The sequence below is a fragment of the Oceanimonas doudoroffii genome, assembly GCF_002242685.1.
In the GTDB taxonomy this organism is placed as follows: domain Bacteria; phylum Pseudomonadota; class Gammaproteobacteria; order Enterobacterales; family Aeromonadaceae; genus Oceanimonas; species Oceanimonas doudoroffii.
In genome coordinates this window covers 1,402,689-1,418,761 of sequence record NZ_NBIM01000001.1, presented here as the reverse complement: position 1 = coordinate 1,418,761, position 16,073 = coordinate 1,402,689, and the positions used below count along the sequence as shown (strand labels likewise).

The window sequence follows — 16,073 nt, the reverse complement described above, 5'->3', positions numbered from 1 at the left end:
AAAAGCCATGAACAAGGTATTGAGCAGAGTTATCGTTGGAGCCATCGCGCTGGCCGGCCTCGTTTCGGTGGCCGGCGCCCAGGAGGCGGCCCATATCGCCTCGCCGGAGCAGTATGAACTGATATTTGAAAATGACAGTGTCATGGTGCTCAGGATGGAGCTGGAGCCTGGGGAAGCCGACACCATTCATCGACACAATAATGAAACCGTCTACTTTCAGTCCGGTGGAAAAATTCGAATCGATGAGCAAGGGGAGGTGTTTGAGGCGGAGATCCCGGACGGTCACGTGATGTGGCATCAAGCCTGGGTTCATCAGGTAACGAACGTGGGCGATACCCCCGTTGTGGCCATCATAGTGGAAGAAAAGCACTGAACAATATCGTGGTTGTGCAACCGTTATAAACGTCTGTTATCAGTAGAGGTGTTGTTATGTTTGAGTACTATGAAATTGATACCGCGCCGGCAGAGTCCAAGCCACTGATGGAAGAGTCAAAAAAAGGATTCGGCATGATCCCCAACCTGCACAAAATTCTGGCGGAAGCGCCGGCGACCTATGAGGCCTACAACACGACTTTTTCATTGTTTATGAAAAAGACCACCCTGACTCCCCTGGAGCAGCAGGTGGTCTTTATGACCTCCAACTTTGAAAACAACTGCCACTATTGCGTGCCCGGCCATACCTGGATGATGAAATCGGCAGGCATGCCGGAAGAGGTGATTGAGGCGTTGCGCGAAGGCACCCGTATTCCCGATGCGCGTTTGCAGGCGCTGCATGACTTTACCAAAGCGCTGCTGGATCAACGCGGGCATATCGGGGACGAGCAACTGCAGGCATTTCTGGACGCCGGCTTCACCCGTCGGCAGGCGCTTGAAGTCCTGACCGGACTGGCCTCAAAGCTGATTTCCAACTTTACCAATGCGCTGACGCACACCGAGGTGGATGCGGCAATGCAACCCTACGCATGGACTCATCCGGCCGAGCGCTGAAGGCCTTGGTGTGAGCAACCAGCGATAACCCGTGAGTGGAGGGAAAATGATGAGCCACATGCATACCATCCATTGTGACTGTGAGGCGGTAGAAGTCACCATGACGGGGCAGCCGAAGGTACATGGCTACTGTCATTGTGAGGATTGCCGTGAGCTGCTGCAGGTACCGTACCACTCGGTGCTGGCCTGGCAAGCGGACCAGGTCGCCATTACGCGAGGCAAGGAGGATGTTATTGAATTTCAGCATCCTCGCAAGCGCATGACGCGCATCTTTTGCAAGCATTGTGGCGATGTGATGTATAACACCAATGCCATGGGATGGAAGCTGGTGTCTCAGCTGTTGTTCCAGCGCTGCAACCCGGGCCCTTTGCCCGATGGCTTTGAGTCAACGGCCCATTTTTTCTATGACCGCAGGATCATAGACATTAATGACGGGTTGCCGAAACGATGAGATAAACGCGAACTTCCCCCGATGATCGGGGGAAGTATTGATAACCCGGGTTAGAGCATCACAATCACGTCTTTGGCGGCCAGACGCGCCTTGGGCCGGCCGTGATTGAAGTCTTCGCCTTGCTTGTAATAGCCCATGGCCAGCGCCACTTCGCAGACGTAGCCGTCCAGTTCGTGCTTGAACTGTTCGTCAATCAGCTCGGAGTCAACGCCTTCCATGGTGGTGGAGTCAATACCCAGGCGTGCCAGGGTGTGCAGGGTGTTGCCCAGGGCCAGGTACATCTGCGACTTGGTCCAGTGGCCGTTGAAGCCGTTCTCATCGGTGTTGGCCTCGGCAAAGGCGTAGGCCCCCAGCATTTTGTCGTACATTTCTTCGGGCAGGTGGCCGGAAGAGACCTCGACATCCACCCGCTTGCGGTATTTGTCTTTGGTGAAGTGCGGATCATAGGCAAACAGTATGGTGTGTGACGCTTCTTTGGCATGGGGCTGGTTGAACTGGTGCTTGTTGGCAAAGGTCTCGTGAAAGCGCTGCTTGGCTTCATCGCTTTCGATCACGATGAATTTCCAGGGCTGGGAATTGATGGAGGAGGCAGACAGGCGCAGCGCCTCCAGCACAATGTTCAGATCCTCGGCCGGAATGCGCTTGCTGCTGTCGTATTTCTTGACGGTGTAGCGACGGTTAAGGTCCTTGATGATTTGATGAGACATGGTTCTCCCCGAGTAATGATGTTCAGAAAATACGGTATGTGAAGGTCGGCCTGGGCGATGCCCGGTGGCGACATGGCAGTGTTTGCTGCGGAGTGGGGCCATTCTATTTGAATTACGAAGAATAAAAAGCCGGGCGCCGTTGAATAACTTTATAAAATCTTTTGATAATCCCTGAGAGGGGAAAACGGTATGATTATTCATCAATCGGCGAAATGGTCTCCCTTTGAGACTTCCCTGAGCAGGCCGCCCTCATTGTTATCTTTCCATTTGAAGCCATGACCATGTCCCGAACGGGTATGCTTCAACTTTTTGTTTAAGCCAATTTAACCAACAACCCGCTACAGAGTTGAAGCCAACTTCCGGATACTTGCGCTCCGTAATTTACTGGATCGCCAACCCTCAACCGGAGCGAGGCTCATGCAATTTCGTTTACTGTCCTGTCTGTTGTTTACCGCTGTACTGGCGGGATGCTTCGCCGAAGCGGAGTCGACCGCAAAAGCAACGCCTGCCGCCCAGCCGGTGGACGTTGCCGCCGTGTTGTACGCCCAATACAGCCCCGAATACACCTTCACCACTCGACTGGAGTCGCCCCAGCAGGTTGAACTGCGGCCTCGTGTCTCCGGCGTTATCGAGTCGGTGGAATTTCGCGAAGGGAGCCATGTAAAACAGGGTGACCTGCTGTTTCGCATCGACCCGCGCCCCTTTGCGGCCGAGGTGGCCCGCCTTGAAGCCGAGCTGAACCGGGCCCAGGCGGCGCTGCATCAGGCCAACTCCGAGGCTCAGCGCGCCAAGCGCCTGCAAGGCCGTAATGCCATCTCGGCAGAGCAGGCCGAATCCCGCCTGTCGCTGGCCAGTCAGCGTCGGGCCGAGCTGGCCTCGGTGCAGGCTGCCCTGCAGGCCGCTCGTCTGAACCTGGAATTTACCGAGGTGCGGGCGCCGATCGATGGTCAGGTTTCCAATGCCTTTATCACCGAAGGCAACAATGTGCAGGCGGGCCAGAGCGTGCTGACCTCATTGGTGGCCACGGACCGTCTCTACGCCTATTTCGACGTGGATGAGCGTACCTGGAATGCGTCATTTTCCAATGTCACCGACAATGGCGAAACCCAGGCAACCCTGGCCCTGGCCGGCAGCAATGGCGAACAGCACACCGGTGCACTGGACTTCATTGATAACCAGATCAATGAACAGACCGGCACCCTGCGTGTACGTGCGGTCTTTACCGCCAAAGACGCCCAGCTGCGTCCGGGCGCCTTTGCCCGCATCAGCCTCAAGGCCGCCGACAGCCGCCCCACCGTCATGGTGCCGGATCGCGCCGTGGGCACCGATCTGAAAAACCGCTTTGTACTGGTGGTGAATGCCGAGAATGTGCTCGAGTACCGCCAGGTGGAACTCGGTCGTCGTGAAGGCACGCTGCGGGTGGTGGAAGCCGGTCTGGAGCCGGGAGAGCGCATTGCCGCCAACGGACCGGCCCGCGTAGGCCCGGGCATGCCGGTCACGCCGCAGAATGTTGAAATTGAGACCCAGAACCTGACCCTGGCCAAGCCCCAGTCCGCCGCCGAACCGTCTGCATAATCGGATTAGAGACGTCATGAAATTCAGCCATTTCTTTATCAGCCGGCCGATATTTGCGGCCATGCTGTCACTGTTGATCCTGGTAGGAGGCAGCATCTCGCTGTTCCAGCTGCCGGTCAGTGAATATCCCGAGGTCGTGCCGCCCACCGTAGTGGTAACGGCAAACTACCCGGGCGCCAACCCCAAGGTGATCGCCGAAACCGTGGCGGCACCGCTGGAGCAGGAAATGAACGGCATTGAAAACATGCTGTACATGTCCTCCCAGGCCACCACAGACGGTCGCATGACCCTGACCCTGACCTTTTCGTTGGGCACGGATCTGGACCGGGCTCAGGTTCAGGTACAAAACCGGGTGACCAGTGCCCTGCCGCGTTTGCCGCAGGAAGTACAGCGCCTGGGGGTAGTGGCGGAAAAATCCTCGCCCAACCTGACCATGGTGGTGCATCTGATCTCACCTGAAGGGGATCGGGAAACCAGCTATCTGTCCAACTACGCCGATATCTACATCAAGGATCAGCTGGCGCGTTTGCCCGGGGTGGGTGATGTGCAGATGTTTGGTGGTGGCAAATACTCCATGCGCCTGTGGCTGGATCCTGAAGCGCTGGCTTCTCGCAGCCTGGTGCCGGGTGATGTGGTGCAGGCCGTTCGCGCGCAGAACCAGCAGGTTGCCGCCGGTAGCCTGGGTGCCCAGCCGGTCAGTACCGACAGTGAATTCCAGGTTTTGCTGAACGTAAAAGGTCGTCTGGAAAGCACCGAAGAATTTGAAAATATCGTGGTGCAGGTGGACCCCAGCGGCGCCATCACTCGCCTGAAGGATGTGGCGCGCATTGAGCTTGGCCTGGAAACCTACGCACTGCGCTCCCTGCTGAATGGGCAGACCGCCGTCGCCATGCCGATCTTCCAGCGCCCCGGCGCCAATGCCATTGAGCTCTCGGATCAGGTACGGGCCACCATGGATGAACTGTCTGAGCAGTTCCCCGCTGGCGTGGAATACCGCATCGCCTACGACCCGACCGTGTTTGTGCGTGGCTCTATCGATGCCGTTATCGACACCCTGCTGGAAGCCATTGTACTGGTGGTAGTGGTCGTTATCCTGTTCCTGCAGACCTGGCGTGCCTCCATCATTCCGCTGATTGCCGTGCCGGTGTCCCTGATTGGTACCTTTGCGGTCATGCAGTGGCTGGGGGTATCCATCAATACCCTGTCGCTGTTTGGCCTGGTACTGGCCATCGGCATTGTGGTGGATGACGCCATCGTGGTGGTGGAAAACGTGGAGCGTAATATCGGCAACGGGCTGTCGCCGGTGGAAGCCACTCGTCAGGCCATGACCGAGGTAACCGGTCCCATCATCGCGATTGCACTGGTGCTGTGTGCGGTGTTTATTCCCACGGCGTTTATTCAGGGCCTGAGTGGTCAGTTTTACAAGCAGTTTGCGCTGACTATTACCATCTCTACCCTGATTTCGGCCTTTAACTCGCTGACGCTGTCTCCGGCACTGTCTGCACTGCTGCTGCGTAGCCACGATGCCAAGCCCGACTGGCTGACGCACGGCATGAATGCCCTCTTTGGACGCTGGTTGTTTGCTCCCTTTAACCGCATGTTCGAGCGCGGTGGTCGTATGTACGAGAAAGGGGTGAAAAAGCTGATTCGCCTGAGTGTGGTGGTGGGCGTGGTCTACGTCGGCCTGCTGGGCGGAACCGTTACCCTGTTCAATGCGGTACCGGGCGGCTTTATTCCCCTGCAGGACAAACAGTATCTGGTGGCGGTAGCGCAGCTGCCCGACGCCTCCAGCCTGGACAGAACCGAGTCGGTGGTGCGGGAAATGGAGCAAATTGCCCTGAAAACCCCGGGTGTGATGCAAACCGTCTCCTTCCCCGGACTGTCGGTGAACGGCTTTACCAACAGCCCCAACAGCGGCATCGTGTTCGTTACCCTGAAGGACTTTGACGAGCGTAAGGATCCAAGCCAGTCTGCCAATGCCATTGCCGGCCAGCTCAATGGTCAGTTTGCCAGCATTGACGAGGCCTTTGTGGCCGTGTTCCCGCCGCCGCCCATTCTGGGTCTGGGCACCACGGGTGGATTCAAGCTGCAGATTGAAGACCGGGCCAGCCTGGGCTTTGAGGCGCTGTTCGACAACCTGCAAAAGGTACTGGACGCGGCGCGCCAGGATCCCGCACTGACCGGACTGTATTCCAGCTTCCGTATTCAGGTGCCGCAGATGGACATCGAGATCGACCGTGAGCAGGCCATGCTGCAGGGCATTCCCCTGGAGCAGGTGTTCGACACCTTGCAAATTTACCTGGGCTCGCTGTATGTGAACGATTTCAACCTGTTTGGCAAAACCTACCAGGTGAATGCCCAGGCCGATGCCGAGTATCGTGTGGACCCCGAGCAGATCCTGCGGCTCAAGGTGCGCAATGCGGCCGGTAACATGGTGCCCCTGGGCTCGGTTCTGACCGTGGAGTCCACCATAGGACCGGATCGGGTAATGCACTATAACGGTTATCCGACCGCCGAACTGAACGGCAACCCGGCTCCCGGTTACAGTTCTGACCAGGCGCAGCAGGCGATTGAGCGCATTCTGAACGAACAGCTCGACAAGGGCATGGAGTTTGAGTGGACCGAGGTGACCTATCAGCAGATCCTGGCGGGCAACACCATGGTGTATATCTTCCCGCTGGTGGTATTGCTGGTGTTCATGGTGCTGGCGGCGCAGTACGAAAGTTTGACCCTGCCGCTGTCGATCATTCTGATCGTGCCCATGACCATCTTGTCGGCATTGGCTGGTATCTGGCTGATGGACGGGGCTAACGATATCTTCACCCGCATTGCGCTGATTGTTCTGGTGGCCCTGGCCTGTAAGAACGCCATTCTGATGGTGGAATTCGCCCGGGACAGCCGTAACGAGGGCAACTCCAGGCTGGAAGCCATTCTGGAAGCCTGTCGCCTGCGTCTGCGGCCGATACTGATGACCTCCATCGCCTTTACCGCCGGTGTGGTCCCCCTGGTACTGGCCAGTGGTGCCGGTGCCGAGATGCGCCAGGCCATGGGTGTGGCGGTATTCTCGGGCATGATTGGCGTGACCGTCTTTGGCCTGCTGTTTACGCCGGTATTTTACATGGCCATGACCGCCCTGGAGCGTAAGCCCGCGACCAATGAGAACACCGAGAAGACCAGCCGTCAGGAGGCCGAGCATGCGTAAGCGCACTAAAACTGTGGCCCTGGGTCGAATCCCGACCCTGACCGCCATCGCAGTACTGCTGGCGGGGTGTGCCGTGACCACAGAGCATGAAGCCCCCTCGGCTCCCAATCAGCAGGTGATGCAACAGATTACCGAGCAGGTGAGCCTGAACGGTGAGCAGGCCGAGGCGGCCGCCCAGTGGTGGCATGCCTATGGCGATGCACAACTGAACCGCCTGGTGGAACAGGCCCTGGCCAACAATCACGACCTCGAGGCGGCGGCCTTGCGCCTCGAGGCCGGCATGGAACGCCTGCGGGTGAGCCGTGACCAACTGCGGCCCCAGGGAGGCGTTGCCGGCAACGTATCCCTGACCCGCCAGCAGGACCCTCAGAGCCTGAATGTGGTCCGTCAGGAAAGTGCCACGCTGGGACTGGCCGCCGACTGGCAGCTGGATCTGTTTGGCCGCATTCGCGCCCGTGTGAGACAGGCCCAGGCAAACCTTGAACATCGTCAGGCCTTTGAGGCTCAGACCATGGCCGATGTGGTCAGCGGCGTTGTGGCTACCTATACCCGGCTGATGGGCGCGGAAGAGCAACTGGCCTTGCTCGACAAGCAGCTGACGTTGCTTGATGAAGGCGTGGATGTGCTGACACTGCGGGTGGAAGAGGGGCTGTCGACGCCCCTGGAGCTGAGCCGGGCTCAGGCCCTGCGGTATGAATATCGTGCTCGTCGCCCGGAACTGGAAGTGCTTCGAACCCAGTATCAGGACGCCATGGCCATTCTGACGGGGATAACCCTGCCCGAAGTGCGGGAGCAGGTGTCGGCCGCCGGTCTGCCGGCACTGGCATCACTGCAGTTGCAAATCCACGAGCCCGAGCAGGCATTGCGCCAGTCACCGGAGATACGGCTGGCCGAAGCTCGAGTGGCCGAGGCGGTGGCCCTGTCTGACGAGGCCAAGGCGGCGCTCTTTCCGAGCATCAGTGTGAGTGGTGTGCTGGGCTGGATGAGCAGTACCAGCCTGGGGTTGGGGGGCGCCGATGAAAACCTGGGTATTCGCCCGCAACTGAACTGGTCCCTGCTGAACCTGTCGGCCCTGAAAGACGGCCTGGATGCCCAGAAGCTGGAAGAGCGGGCCGTGCTGGCCGAGTTCGAGCAGACCTGGCTGCGTGTGCTGAACCGGGCCGACCGCTCGGTTCAGGACTGGCAGGCCCAGCAGCAGCAAATGCTGGCGCTGACGCGCCGGCAGGAATATGCCCGCAGCGCCTATGAACAGGCCGAGTCCAGATATGAAGAGGGTATGATTCCCTATCTGGACTTCCTGGATGCCCAGCGGGATCTGCTGACCTCCGAGGCCGGCGTTATCGACGCCAACAGCCGGCTGCTGGAAGCCTTCAGCGAGTTGCAGCGGGCCTTTCCCGGTCACTGGATAAATTTATTGTAAGTATGGTTATGGACAGTGCTTTGCCCGCCTTATGGCGGGCTTTTTTTCGTTATGGTCAGCACTCAATATAGGGGGTATTTATGACAGAAAAAGGTCTTTCTGCCGTGCCGGATTATCAAAAAATCATCGATGTTATCAACTTGTATGTGGAAGGCTGGAAAGGGGATGTCGACAAGTTCAAATCGGCGTTTGATGAAGACGCCTGGATCTTCTTCATCGATGCCAGTGGCAAGCGGCATAAATATTTGCTGACAGACTGTTTTGAGAGCTGGTCCCGCACCGGATGGGACATTGATGCTCAAATCGTGTCGATTAATCAGGTAGGCAGTGCGGCGAATGTTATCATGAATTTTAACAATTTGACCGATCCGGCGGCCTCATTTGTTGATTTTCACAACATGCTGGAGGTGAATGGACGGTGGCTGATCACCAATAAAACGGCGGTTCATATCGACTGATAGATATAGGCATGAGAAAGGCAGTAATGCCCATTTAAAATGCTGCACGGCTGCCTAAAATGGCAGCCTTTCATTTAATCGAAACCTTCTTGTGCGCTAATGCGCTATCATCACTCGGCACCTGTTGTCTCTGTGCTTTACAGGCTGGTATCTTGCGCGGCAATGACGCTGACAGGGCTAGATTATGGGACTCCCGAAAGGGTGTTTTGGTGTTGTTGCGGGTATGTTTAAATTTTTGAGGTGTAATAACCTAATGTCGTTGCAGAGATACGTTTGATGAACCAGAGTTCGTTACATTCAAAGAAATCAATTCTGTTTGTGCTGGCGCTGGGCGGCTTCATATTGGGCCTGACCGAATTTGCCATGATGCCAATGCTTCCCCTGTTTACCGACGCATTCGGTTCAACACCGGCACAAAGCAGCTATGCGATCAGTGCTTATGCCCTTGGGGTGGTGGTAGGCGCGCCGGTGTTTATGTTGTTGACGGCCAATATCAGAAAGCGCCAGGCATTGATGTTATTTGTTGCCATGATGCTGGTGTTCAATGGTCTGGGCGCATTGGCACAAACACTTGAACAACTGGTACTTTCCCGGTTTCTGAGCGGGCTGCCCCATGGTTGTTACTTTGGCACGGCGGCCATTATGGCGGCAGAAATTGCCCCCAGGAATGAAAGGGTTTCCTATATATCCAAAGTATTTATGGGGCTGACCATTGCCACCATTATCGGGGTTCCCCTGGTCACTCTTATCGGCCAGAACTTAAGCTGGCGTTACTGCCTGGCGCTGGTTTCATTTATTTCGCTGATCGCCTTGTTGTTGATGTTCAGGCTGCCCAATGAACCCAATAAAACCCGAGTGACGCTGGCGAATGAGTTGGGGGTTTTTAAAAGTAAATCGGTGTGGTCGATCATCGCGATGATCATCGTCGGCTTCGGTGGCATCTTTTGTATGTACACCTATGTCGCCGATACCATTTTAAAACACACCCAGGCACCCGCCTATGCCGTGTCCATCGCTATGGTGGTGTTTGGTATTGGCAGCACGGTGGGCAATGTCGTGCTGGGTAAAATAGGCAACCGCCAGCCGGTGATGACCACAGGGGTGGTTCTGGCCTTGGCGGCGTTCTTTTCCCTGCTGTATGTGTTTGTCAGCAGCAGCATGGTGCTATTGTGTGTGGTGGTGTTCTTTATTGGTTGCACCATTGGACTGGCGGCCATTGTTCAATCTCTGCTGATGGAAGCCGCGCCAAACGGGCAGGCCATGATAGGGGCAATAGTGCAGTGTTCATTTAATACCGCCAATGCCATCGGCCCTTGGGTAGGCGGTCTTTACATTGCCGCCGGCGGAGAAATACATGAGTCGGGTTATGTGTCTGCCATTCTGTTTGCCGGCGGATTTGTTATCTGGGCTGCCAGTGCCAAATTACTGTCTCGCCAGCGGGAGAGCGTGCCGGCAGGCCCGAATGTGGTATTAAACAACTGAGGGGGTAGGCGCCAAACCAGGCTCCCATAAAAATGAACCATACCGGGCGCCTGCGGTAACCAACTCAACGGAAAAAGCCAGCATTCATTGAATGCTGGCTTTTTTAACGCCAATGTATGTTCACATTATGATTTTAGCCATGAAACAGCTGGTTAATTCGCACGATTTCTTGCTCAAGAATGCCTGCAATCACAATGGCCGGTGTGCGGCGCCGAAAGCGCCGTGCACGGTTTCGAATGCCTCACACCGGTGGTGATACGCCGGCACTGCTTTGCGGGGGCACGCCAAAGTAGCGCTTGAACTCACGACTGAACTGGGTGGGGCTTTCATAGCCCACTTCGGCGGCGGCCTGCTTGACCTTGACGTCTTTGTCTTGCAGCAGCTCCCGAGCCCGGGTCAGCCGCAGTTTCTTCAGATATTGCAGGGGCGGGGAGCCGGTCGCCTGGCGAAAATGGCGGTGAAACGATGACGTGCTCATGCCGGCCAGCACCGCCAGCTGATCGACCTCCTGACTTTCCTGATAATGTTCGTGCATATGTTTCAGCACCCGTTCCATTCTCGCCAGCTGAGTGTTGTGCCGGGCCAGATCGAACAGCGGGGAGGCGTGCTCACCGGTCAGGATCAAATACAGAATTTCACGCAGCGCCCCTTCTCCCAGGGCGGAGGCGGTCAGGGGAGACTCAAGGCACTGGCATAGTCTCACGGCCGCGGCGGAAAGCCCCTCGGTGACCCGGCTGACATAGAGCCCGGGCTGCGCGGTGCCATTGGCCTCGGGCGGCAGCCGGTTGTGCTCATCCATCAGCCGGATCAGCGGTTGCAGCATGTCCATGCGAATGTCGAGCAGCAGGGCCAGCAAGGGCTCGCCGGGCGTGACCAGGGTTTCACACTCGACAGGAATGGGCAGGGTCATTACCAGGTAGTTGTTGGCATTGTAGTCATAGACACGACCGTTAAGATGAACCTGTTTGGCCCCTTGTGCCACCAGAATAATGCCCTGGGTATAGCACATGGGCTCTCTTGGCACCGACTTGCTGGCGCGATATACGCTAACACCGGCCAGCGCTGTGCCGTTTAAGCCTTCTTGAGGGGAGAGGGCATCCAGTAAGTGAACCAGTTCATTCATCGGCGGTATGCTCGCAGGGGCTGGAAAGCTGAGTTCTCTACTATATCAAAAAAAACCAGGGTTGATAGTTTTAGGCATGACAAAGGCAGTAATGCCCATTCAAAACCCTGCTCGCATCCTTAAAATGGCCGTCGTTCACTTAACGGAGGCCTACTGATGCAACAGTTTGATTATCACAACCCGACCCACATTGTTTTTGGACAGGACCGGCTGGCCGAGCTGGATAAACTGGTGCCTGCCGACGCCCATGTCATGGTGCTTTATGGCGGTGGCAGCGTGCAGCGCAACGGCACCCTGGAAAAGGTGCGTCAGGGCCTGGGCCAGCGCCGGGTCACCGAGTTTGCCGGCATTGAGCCGAACCCGCGTTTCGACACCCTGATGAAGGCGGTGGAAATGGTGCGCCGTGACGGCGTGGATTTTCTGCTGGCGGTCGGCGGTGGCTCCGTGATGGACGGCACCAAGTTTGTGGCCGCCGCGGCGCCCTATGCCGGTGAGGAAACAGATCTGCTGAAGAGCGGCTTCACCCCGATTCCGATCAGCGAAGCCCTGCCGCTGGCCACCGTGGCCACCCTGCCGGCCACCGGCTCGGAAATGAACATGGGTGCCGTGGTCAGCCACGAAGGCGGCAAGTTTCCGGTAATGAGCCCGCTGCTGTTTCCGCGGTTTTCATTCCTCGATCCGACCCTGACCTTCACCCTGCCCGCGCACCAGGTGGCCAATGGCATTGTGGATGCCTTCGTCCATGTGGTGGAGCAGTATGTGACCTTTCCGGTGGGTGCCCAAGTTCAGGATCGCACCGCCGAAGGCATTCTGCGTGCCCTGATTGAGGTGGGTCCTCAAACCCTGGCAAACCCCACCGACTACGACGCCCGGGCCAACCTGATGTGGAGTGCCACCTGCGCCCTGAACGGCTTTATTGGTGCCGGTGTGCCCCACGACTGGAGCACCCACATGATCGGCCACGAGCTGACCGCGCTGTTTGGTATCGATCACGCCCAGACCCTGGCCATCGTGCTGCCGTCATTGTGGCGTGTACGCAAGGGCCAGAAAGGTGCCAAACTGCTGCAATATGCCGAGCGGGTATGGGAGATTCGTGAAGGCAGCGACGAGCAGCGCATTGAACAGGCCATTGAGCGGACTCAGGCATTTTTTGAGTCTCTGGGTGTCAAGACCCGACTGTCCGACTATGGTGTGAGCGCCGAGCAGATTGATGATGTCATCAGGGCCCTGACCGATCACGGCATGGTGGCGCTGTCTGAAACCGGCGATCTGACTCCCGTCGTCAGCCGGGAAATTCTGCACGCCGCACTGTAAGTCATGGGGCGCGCCGGGCAGGCTTCTTTGAGGGCCTGCCTTTTCAGGCGCCGTGCAGCAGACGACCTTTTTCGACCAAAAAGTCAATCAAAGCCCGCAACCTGCGGGCTTTTTGGCTGTTGCGCACAAAGTAGAGAAACAGGCCGGAATAAGGGTACCAATGGGGCTGAAGTACCGGGCGTAAACGGCCCGATGCGAAGTGCTCGGCCACCATGGGAGTGACGATTCGGCCAATGCCCAGCCCCTTCTCGGCGGCATCGACCATGGCGTCGGTGTCATTCACCACCAGTGCCACCGGCATATTGACGGTGGTGGTTTGACCGTCGTTGAGTAGCTTGAGCGGGGCCAGCTGATTGGACGCAATAAAGCGATATTGAATCAGTTTATGCTGGCGCAGATCCTCCAGGGAGGCCGGCTCGCCATGGCGCTCCAGGTAGGCATCTGAGGCAAACAGAGCTTCCTGCATGGGGGCCGTTACTTGACGTGCCACCATGCCGGGCTCGACCCGATCGCCAAAGCGAATACCGATATCATGGCCGGTGCCCAGAAGATTGACGGATTCATCGGAAACGGAAATCTCCAGCTGAATATCCGGGTAACGCCGGCAGAACTCCGCATAAACCGGGCGTAAAAAGAACTGAAAAACAAACCGTGGCAGCGTGATGCTGACATTGCCGGAAGGTTCAACCGACAGATCCTGAACACTTTCCAGGGCGAAATCGAGGGTTGATACGGCATCGGCGGTGTTGTCGTAGAGCATCTGGCCGGCTTCGGTCAGCTCAATGCGGCGAGTGCTGCGGGTAAACAGCGGCAACTTGAGCTCGGTTTCGAGCTGCTTGAGGGCCTGGCTGACGGACGGGGGGGCCATCTCCAGCTTGCGGGCCGCGCCGCGAATGCTGCCTTCCCTGACGATGGTTTGAAAGATGCTCAACTGATTGAAGGTGCTGCCTTTCATCGGTTCCAGCCAAAGGGTGAATTTGACTGTTAGTTTTTGGCTAACAGTTATGTGGGTGTTGGTCGCCTAAACATTATCAATCGACATATATAAACTCCAGCTGTTTCTTGTTCATACCTGGTCAATGGTGGAGTTGATATGAGTCATGTCGTTGTTATTTCCGGTCACCCGAACCTTCAGCAATCCAATACCAACAAGCTGATCATCGAGCGGTTGGCCGGCTCCCTGGACAGCGTGGATGTTCGTTGCCTGGACACCCTTTATCCCGACTATCAGATTGACGTGGCCGCCGAGCAACAGGCGCTGTTGGCGGCGGATGCCATTGTGCTGCAGTTTCCCTTTTACTGGTACTCGGTGCCGGCGCTGCTGAAAAAGTGGATTGACGATGTGCTGGCCTACGACTTTGCATTTGGCTCCAAAGGAGACAAGCTGAAAGGCAAGGCGCTGTTCCTGTCGCTGACCGTGGGCGGCCCCGCGGCGTCTTATCAGCCTTTGGGGTACAACCACTTTACCATCGAACAAATGCTGCGGCCGCTGCAACAGACCGCCTATCTGGCCGGCATGGCATATCAGCCGCCCATTGCTACTTACCGCATGGTCTACATTCCCGGCGTTTACAACAAGCTGGAAGAGGTGCAGGAGCGGGCCGAGAGTCATGCTCGGCGGTTGCTGGCGGCCCTGCAGGAAGTGCTTGAATCCGATGAAGAGCGCATTCGCCGGTTTGTGAGTGAGTGGTTCGAGCAGTTTGATCAGCTGCCCGAGGCCAGTGAGTACTTCACCGCCCGGCTGGCGGCAGACGTAGACTGGAATATGCCCGAAGGCCGGTTTCTGGGGCACGATGGCTTTCGTGACTGGTATGCGATCGTGCGAAAGGTCTTTAAACCCGGCTGTGATCATCGGGTTGAGCAGGTAACCATCCAGCCCGATGGCGACGATTATCAGGTTGAGCTGAGAATTCGGTTACTCGCCGATACCTTTGCAGACTCCGATCTCAAGGGGGAGCCGATTGATTTGCTGGTAAATGAAATCTGGCAGGTCAGGCTCGACGAACAGGGCCGAGTCACCATTCACAACTATCGGGTCGTGCCGGTTGGCTGAGCCTGTAAGATACCCGGACCGGCCGGAACACGCCCTTGCCGAAGCCGTAATTTTTGGATACCGAGACATAATCATGAACAGACGACTGAAACCTCTGATATTAACGGCCTTTGCCACCTTTTCGACCGCCTCGGTGGCAGATGTGAACCCTGAGAGCAAGCTGCCTTCACTGCATCAGGCGGTGATCGCGGGAGACTTGGCGCAGGTCCGCACCCTGGTGGAAAGTGGGGCTGATGTGAATCAGCTGGACCGTAAAATGGGCAACGCGCCCGTCCATATCGCGGCCCAGTCCGATCATCCTGAAATCCTTAAATACCTGCTGGATCAGGGAGCCTTCATCAATCTGCAAACCCCCAGATCGGGGTTTACTCCCCTGATGAAGGCCAGCTGGTATTCCAAAGCCGAGAACCTTGATGTGTTGTTTGGCTACCCCGAGCTGAACATTGAGCTGACCACGCGTGTCGGTGCCAAAGCCGAAGACATGGTTGGCGGCTGGGACAGAAATATTGAGCCCCATGAAGCCAGGCTCTATGAACAACTGAAGCAGCGTTTTGTGGCCAAGCGTGATGAGCAACAGGCACTGCTGGAAGGACAGCACATTCTGAACACACTGGATGACACCACGCTGTCGAGTGCCGAAAAGGCGTCACGTATCAAGGTGCTGCTGGAGCAGGGGGCCGACGTTAATCAGCGCCGGCCGGTCTTTTCAAACAGGAACGACTGGCATACACCATTGCTGGTGGCTTCCCGTGAAGGCGATACCGAGGTGGTCAAGGTGTTGCTGGAGTATGGCGCGGATCAAACCATTACCGGTTATCCGATGAATGCCATTGCCATGCATAAAGCCGCCTATATGGGGCACCCCGAAATTTTGAAGCTGCTGGTCAATGACCGCCTCGCCGACAGGGTGTTGAATGATCAGGGGCCGAATAATGGTTATACGCCGCTGCACGATGCCATTTGGCATGGCAATGCGGAATCGGCCAGGGTACTGCTGGAGGCGGGGGCGGATACCTCACTGAAAACCTATGAACAGGACACCCCGGAAGCACTGGCAACGCGTTATCGGTATGAGAGTATCGAGGCGTCTTTCAAGGAGTAAACGTAGCCTGCGTGATCACCGGGTCACCTGATTGACCATGCTTGTTAATCCAAAGTAAGTAGTCCGGCTGGAAGTGTATGTTTGGCGCCTGACAGATTGCACAAACTGGACAGAGTTCCCTTCCTTCAGTGATCTACTATTTGGAAAAGCTATTTAAACAAAAAGTTTAAACTTTGCGTATTGATATTCTAATTGTTAT

At 56.8% G+C, this 16,073-nt stretch carries 14 protein-coding genes; 11 read left to right on the top strand and 3 right to left on the bottom strand.

All coding sequences use genetic code 11. The annotated features are described in order from the left end of the window. Positions 1 to 7 precede the first annotated feature (7 nt). Genes B6S08_RS06565 through B6S08_RS06555 form a run of 3 tightly spaced genes read left to right on the top strand, consistent with a single transcriptional unit; the run spans position 8 to position 1,438 of the window. A complete protein-coding gene (locus tag B6S08_RS06565) occupies positions 8 to 373 on the top strand; it encodes a cupin domain-containing protein (protein WP_094199931.1) in 366 nt (121 codons plus the stop codon). 56 nt (positions 374 to 429) lie between these two features. After that, complete coding sequence (locus B6S08_RS06560; RefSeq protein WP_094199930.1) at positions 430 to 987, top strand: carboxymuconolactone decarboxylase family protein; 558 nt, start codon at positions 430 to 432, stop codon at positions 985 to 987. A 58-nt stretch (positions 988 to 1,045) separates the two neighbouring features. Continuing rightward, positions 1,046 to 1,438 (top strand): GFA family protein, encoded by a 393-nt coding sequence (locus B6S08_RS06555; protein WP_169716367.1) that lies wholly within the window; start codon positions 1,046 to 1,048, stop codon positions 1,436 to 1,438. Positions 1,439 to 1,488: 50 nt separating this feature from the next. On the opposite strand, the gene B6S08_RS06550 is transcribed toward B6S08_RS06555, so the two are convergent. After that, the gene (locus tag B6S08_RS06550) at positions 1,489 to 2,145 is read right to left on the bottom strand and encodes a nitroreductase family protein (RefSeq protein WP_094199928.1); all 657 of its coding nucleotides are present in this window, start codon (positions 2,143 to 2,145) and stop codon (positions 1,489 to 1,491) included. Positions 2,146 to 2,562: 417 nt separating this feature from the next. Between B6S08_RS06550 and B6S08_RS06545 the strand changes: the two genes are divergently transcribed. From B6S08_RS06545 to B6S08_RS06525, 5 genes are all read left to right on the top strand, one after another. Continuing rightward, positions 2,563 to 3,720 carry an efflux RND transporter periplasmic adaptor subunit gene (locus B6S08_RS06545; protein WP_094199927.1) on the top strand — a complete coding sequence of 386 codons (1,158 nt, stop codon included), beginning with the start codon at positions 2,563 to 2,565 and terminating at the stop codon, positions 3,718 to 3,720. 16 nt (positions 3,721 to 3,736) lie between these two features. Further along, positions 3,737 to 6,922 (top strand): efflux RND transporter permease subunit, encoded by a 3,186-nt coding sequence (locus B6S08_RS06540; protein ID WP_094199926.1) that lies wholly within the window; start codon positions 3,737 to 3,739, stop codon positions 6,920 to 6,922. Next, a complete protein-coding gene (locus B6S08_RS06535) occupies positions 6,915 to 8,342 on the top strand; it encodes an efflux transporter outer membrane subunit (protein ID WP_169716366.1) in 1,428 nt (475 codons plus the stop codon). Before B6S08_RS06540 ends, B6S08_RS06535 begins: the two co-directional genes overlap by 8 nt. 80 nt (positions 8,343 to 8,422) lie before the next feature. After that, on the top strand, positions 8,423 to 8,800 hold the full coding sequence (locus tag B6S08_RS06530; protein WP_094199924.1) for a nuclear transport factor 2 family protein: 378 nt from the start codon (positions 8,423 to 8,425) through the stop codon (positions 8,798 to 8,800). A gap of 276 nt (positions 8,801 to 9,076) precedes the next feature. Next, on the top strand, positions 9,077 to 10,282 hold the full coding sequence (locus B6S08_RS06525; protein WP_094199923.1) for an MFS transporter: 1,206 nt from the start codon (positions 9,077 to 9,079) through the stop codon (positions 10,280 to 10,282). 241 nt (positions 10,283 to 10,523) lie between these two features. Here B6S08_RS06525 and B6S08_RS06520 read toward each other — a convergent pair whose 3' ends face one another. Further along, complete coding sequence (locus B6S08_RS06520; protein WP_094199922.1) at positions 10,524 to 11,405, bottom strand: AraC family transcriptional regulator; 882 nt, start codon at positions 11,403 to 11,405, stop codon at positions 10,524 to 10,526. Between the two features lie 156 nt (positions 11,406 to 11,561). Here B6S08_RS06520 and B6S08_RS06515 point away from each other — a divergent pair, with 156 nt between their 5' ends. Beyond that, on the top strand, positions 11,562 to 12,719 hold the full coding sequence (locus tag B6S08_RS06515) for an iron-containing alcohol dehydrogenase (RefSeq protein WP_094199921.1): 1,158 nt from the start codon (positions 11,562 to 11,564) through the stop codon (positions 12,717 to 12,719). Positions 12,720 to 12,762: 43 nt separating this feature from the next. On the opposite strand, the gene B6S08_RS06510 is transcribed toward B6S08_RS06515, so the two are convergent. Next, positions 12,763 to 13,674, bottom strand: a complete 912-nt coding sequence (locus B6S08_RS06510; RefSeq protein WP_094199920.1) for a LysR family transcriptional regulator — start codon at positions 13,672 to 13,674, stop codon at positions 12,763 to 12,765. Between the two features lie 138 nt (positions 13,675 to 13,812). Here B6S08_RS06510 and B6S08_RS06505 point away from each other — a divergent pair, with 138 nt between their 5' ends. Both B6S08_RS06505 and B6S08_RS06500 read left to right on the top strand, forming a co-directional pair. Next, the gene (locus B6S08_RS06505; protein ID WP_094199919.1) at positions 13,813 to 14,772 is read left to right on the top strand and encodes an NAD(P)H-dependent oxidoreductase; all 960 of its coding nucleotides are present in this window, start codon (positions 13,813 to 13,815) and stop codon (positions 14,770 to 14,772) included. 73 nt (positions 14,773 to 14,845) lie between these two features. Further along, positions 14,846 to 15,874, top strand: a complete 1,029-nt coding sequence (locus B6S08_RS06500; RefSeq protein ID WP_169716365.1) for an ankyrin repeat domain-containing protein — start codon at positions 14,846 to 14,848, stop codon at positions 15,872 to 15,874. Positions 15,875 to 16,073: the final 199 nt, after the last annotated feature.

Coding starts and splice junctions, on each gene's coding strand:
- B6S08_RS06520 (WP_094199922.1), bottom strand. CDS start 11,405: ATGAATGAACTGGTTCACTTACTGGATGCCCTCTCCCCTCAAGAAGGC.
- B6S08_RS06565 (WP_094199931.1), top strand. CDS start 8: ATGAACAAGGTATTGAGCAGAGTTATCGTTGGAGCCATCGCGCTGGCC.
- B6S08_RS06555 (WP_169716367.1), top strand. CDS start 1,046: ATGCATACCATCCATTGTGACTGTGAGGCGGTAGAAGTCACCATGACG.
- B6S08_RS06525 (WP_094199923.1), top strand. CDS start 9,077: ATGAACCAGAGTTCGTTACATTCAAAGAAATCAATTCTGTTTGTGCTG.
- B6S08_RS06540 (WP_094199926.1), top strand. CDS start 3,737: ATGAAATTCAGCCATTTCTTTATCAGCCGGCCGATATTTGCGGCCATG.
- B6S08_RS06515 (WP_094199921.1), top strand. CDS start 11,562: ATGCAACAGTTTGATTATCACAACCCGACCCACATTGTTTTTGGACAG.
- B6S08_RS06500 (WP_169716365.1), top strand. CDS start 14,846: ATGAACAGACGACTGAAACCTCTGATATTAACGGCCTTTGCCACCTTT.
- B6S08_RS06505 (WP_094199919.1), top strand. CDS start 13,813: ATGAGTCATGTCGTTGTTATTTCCGGTCACCCGAACCTTCAGCAATCC.
- B6S08_RS06510 (WP_094199920.1), bottom strand. CDS start 13,674: ATGAAAGGCAGCACCTTCAATCAGTTGAGCATCTTTCAAACCATCGTC.
- B6S08_RS06530 (WP_094199924.1), top strand. CDS start 8,423: ATGACAGAAAAAGGTCTTTCTGCCGTGCCGGATTATCAAAAAATCATC.
- B6S08_RS06560 (WP_094199930.1), top strand. CDS start 430: ATGTTTGAGTACTATGAAATTGATACCGCGCCGGCAGAGTCCAAGCCA.
- B6S08_RS06545 (WP_094199927.1), top strand. CDS start 2,563: ATGCAATTTCGTTTACTGTCCTGTCTGTTGTTTACCGCTGTACTGGCG.
- B6S08_RS06535 (WP_169716366.1), top strand. CDS start 6,915: ATGCGTAAGCGCACTAAAACTGTGGCCCTGGGTCGAATCCCGACCCTG.
- B6S08_RS06550 (WP_094199928.1), bottom strand. CDS start 2,145: ATGTCTCATCAAATCATCAAGGACCTTAACCGTCGCTACACCGTCAAG.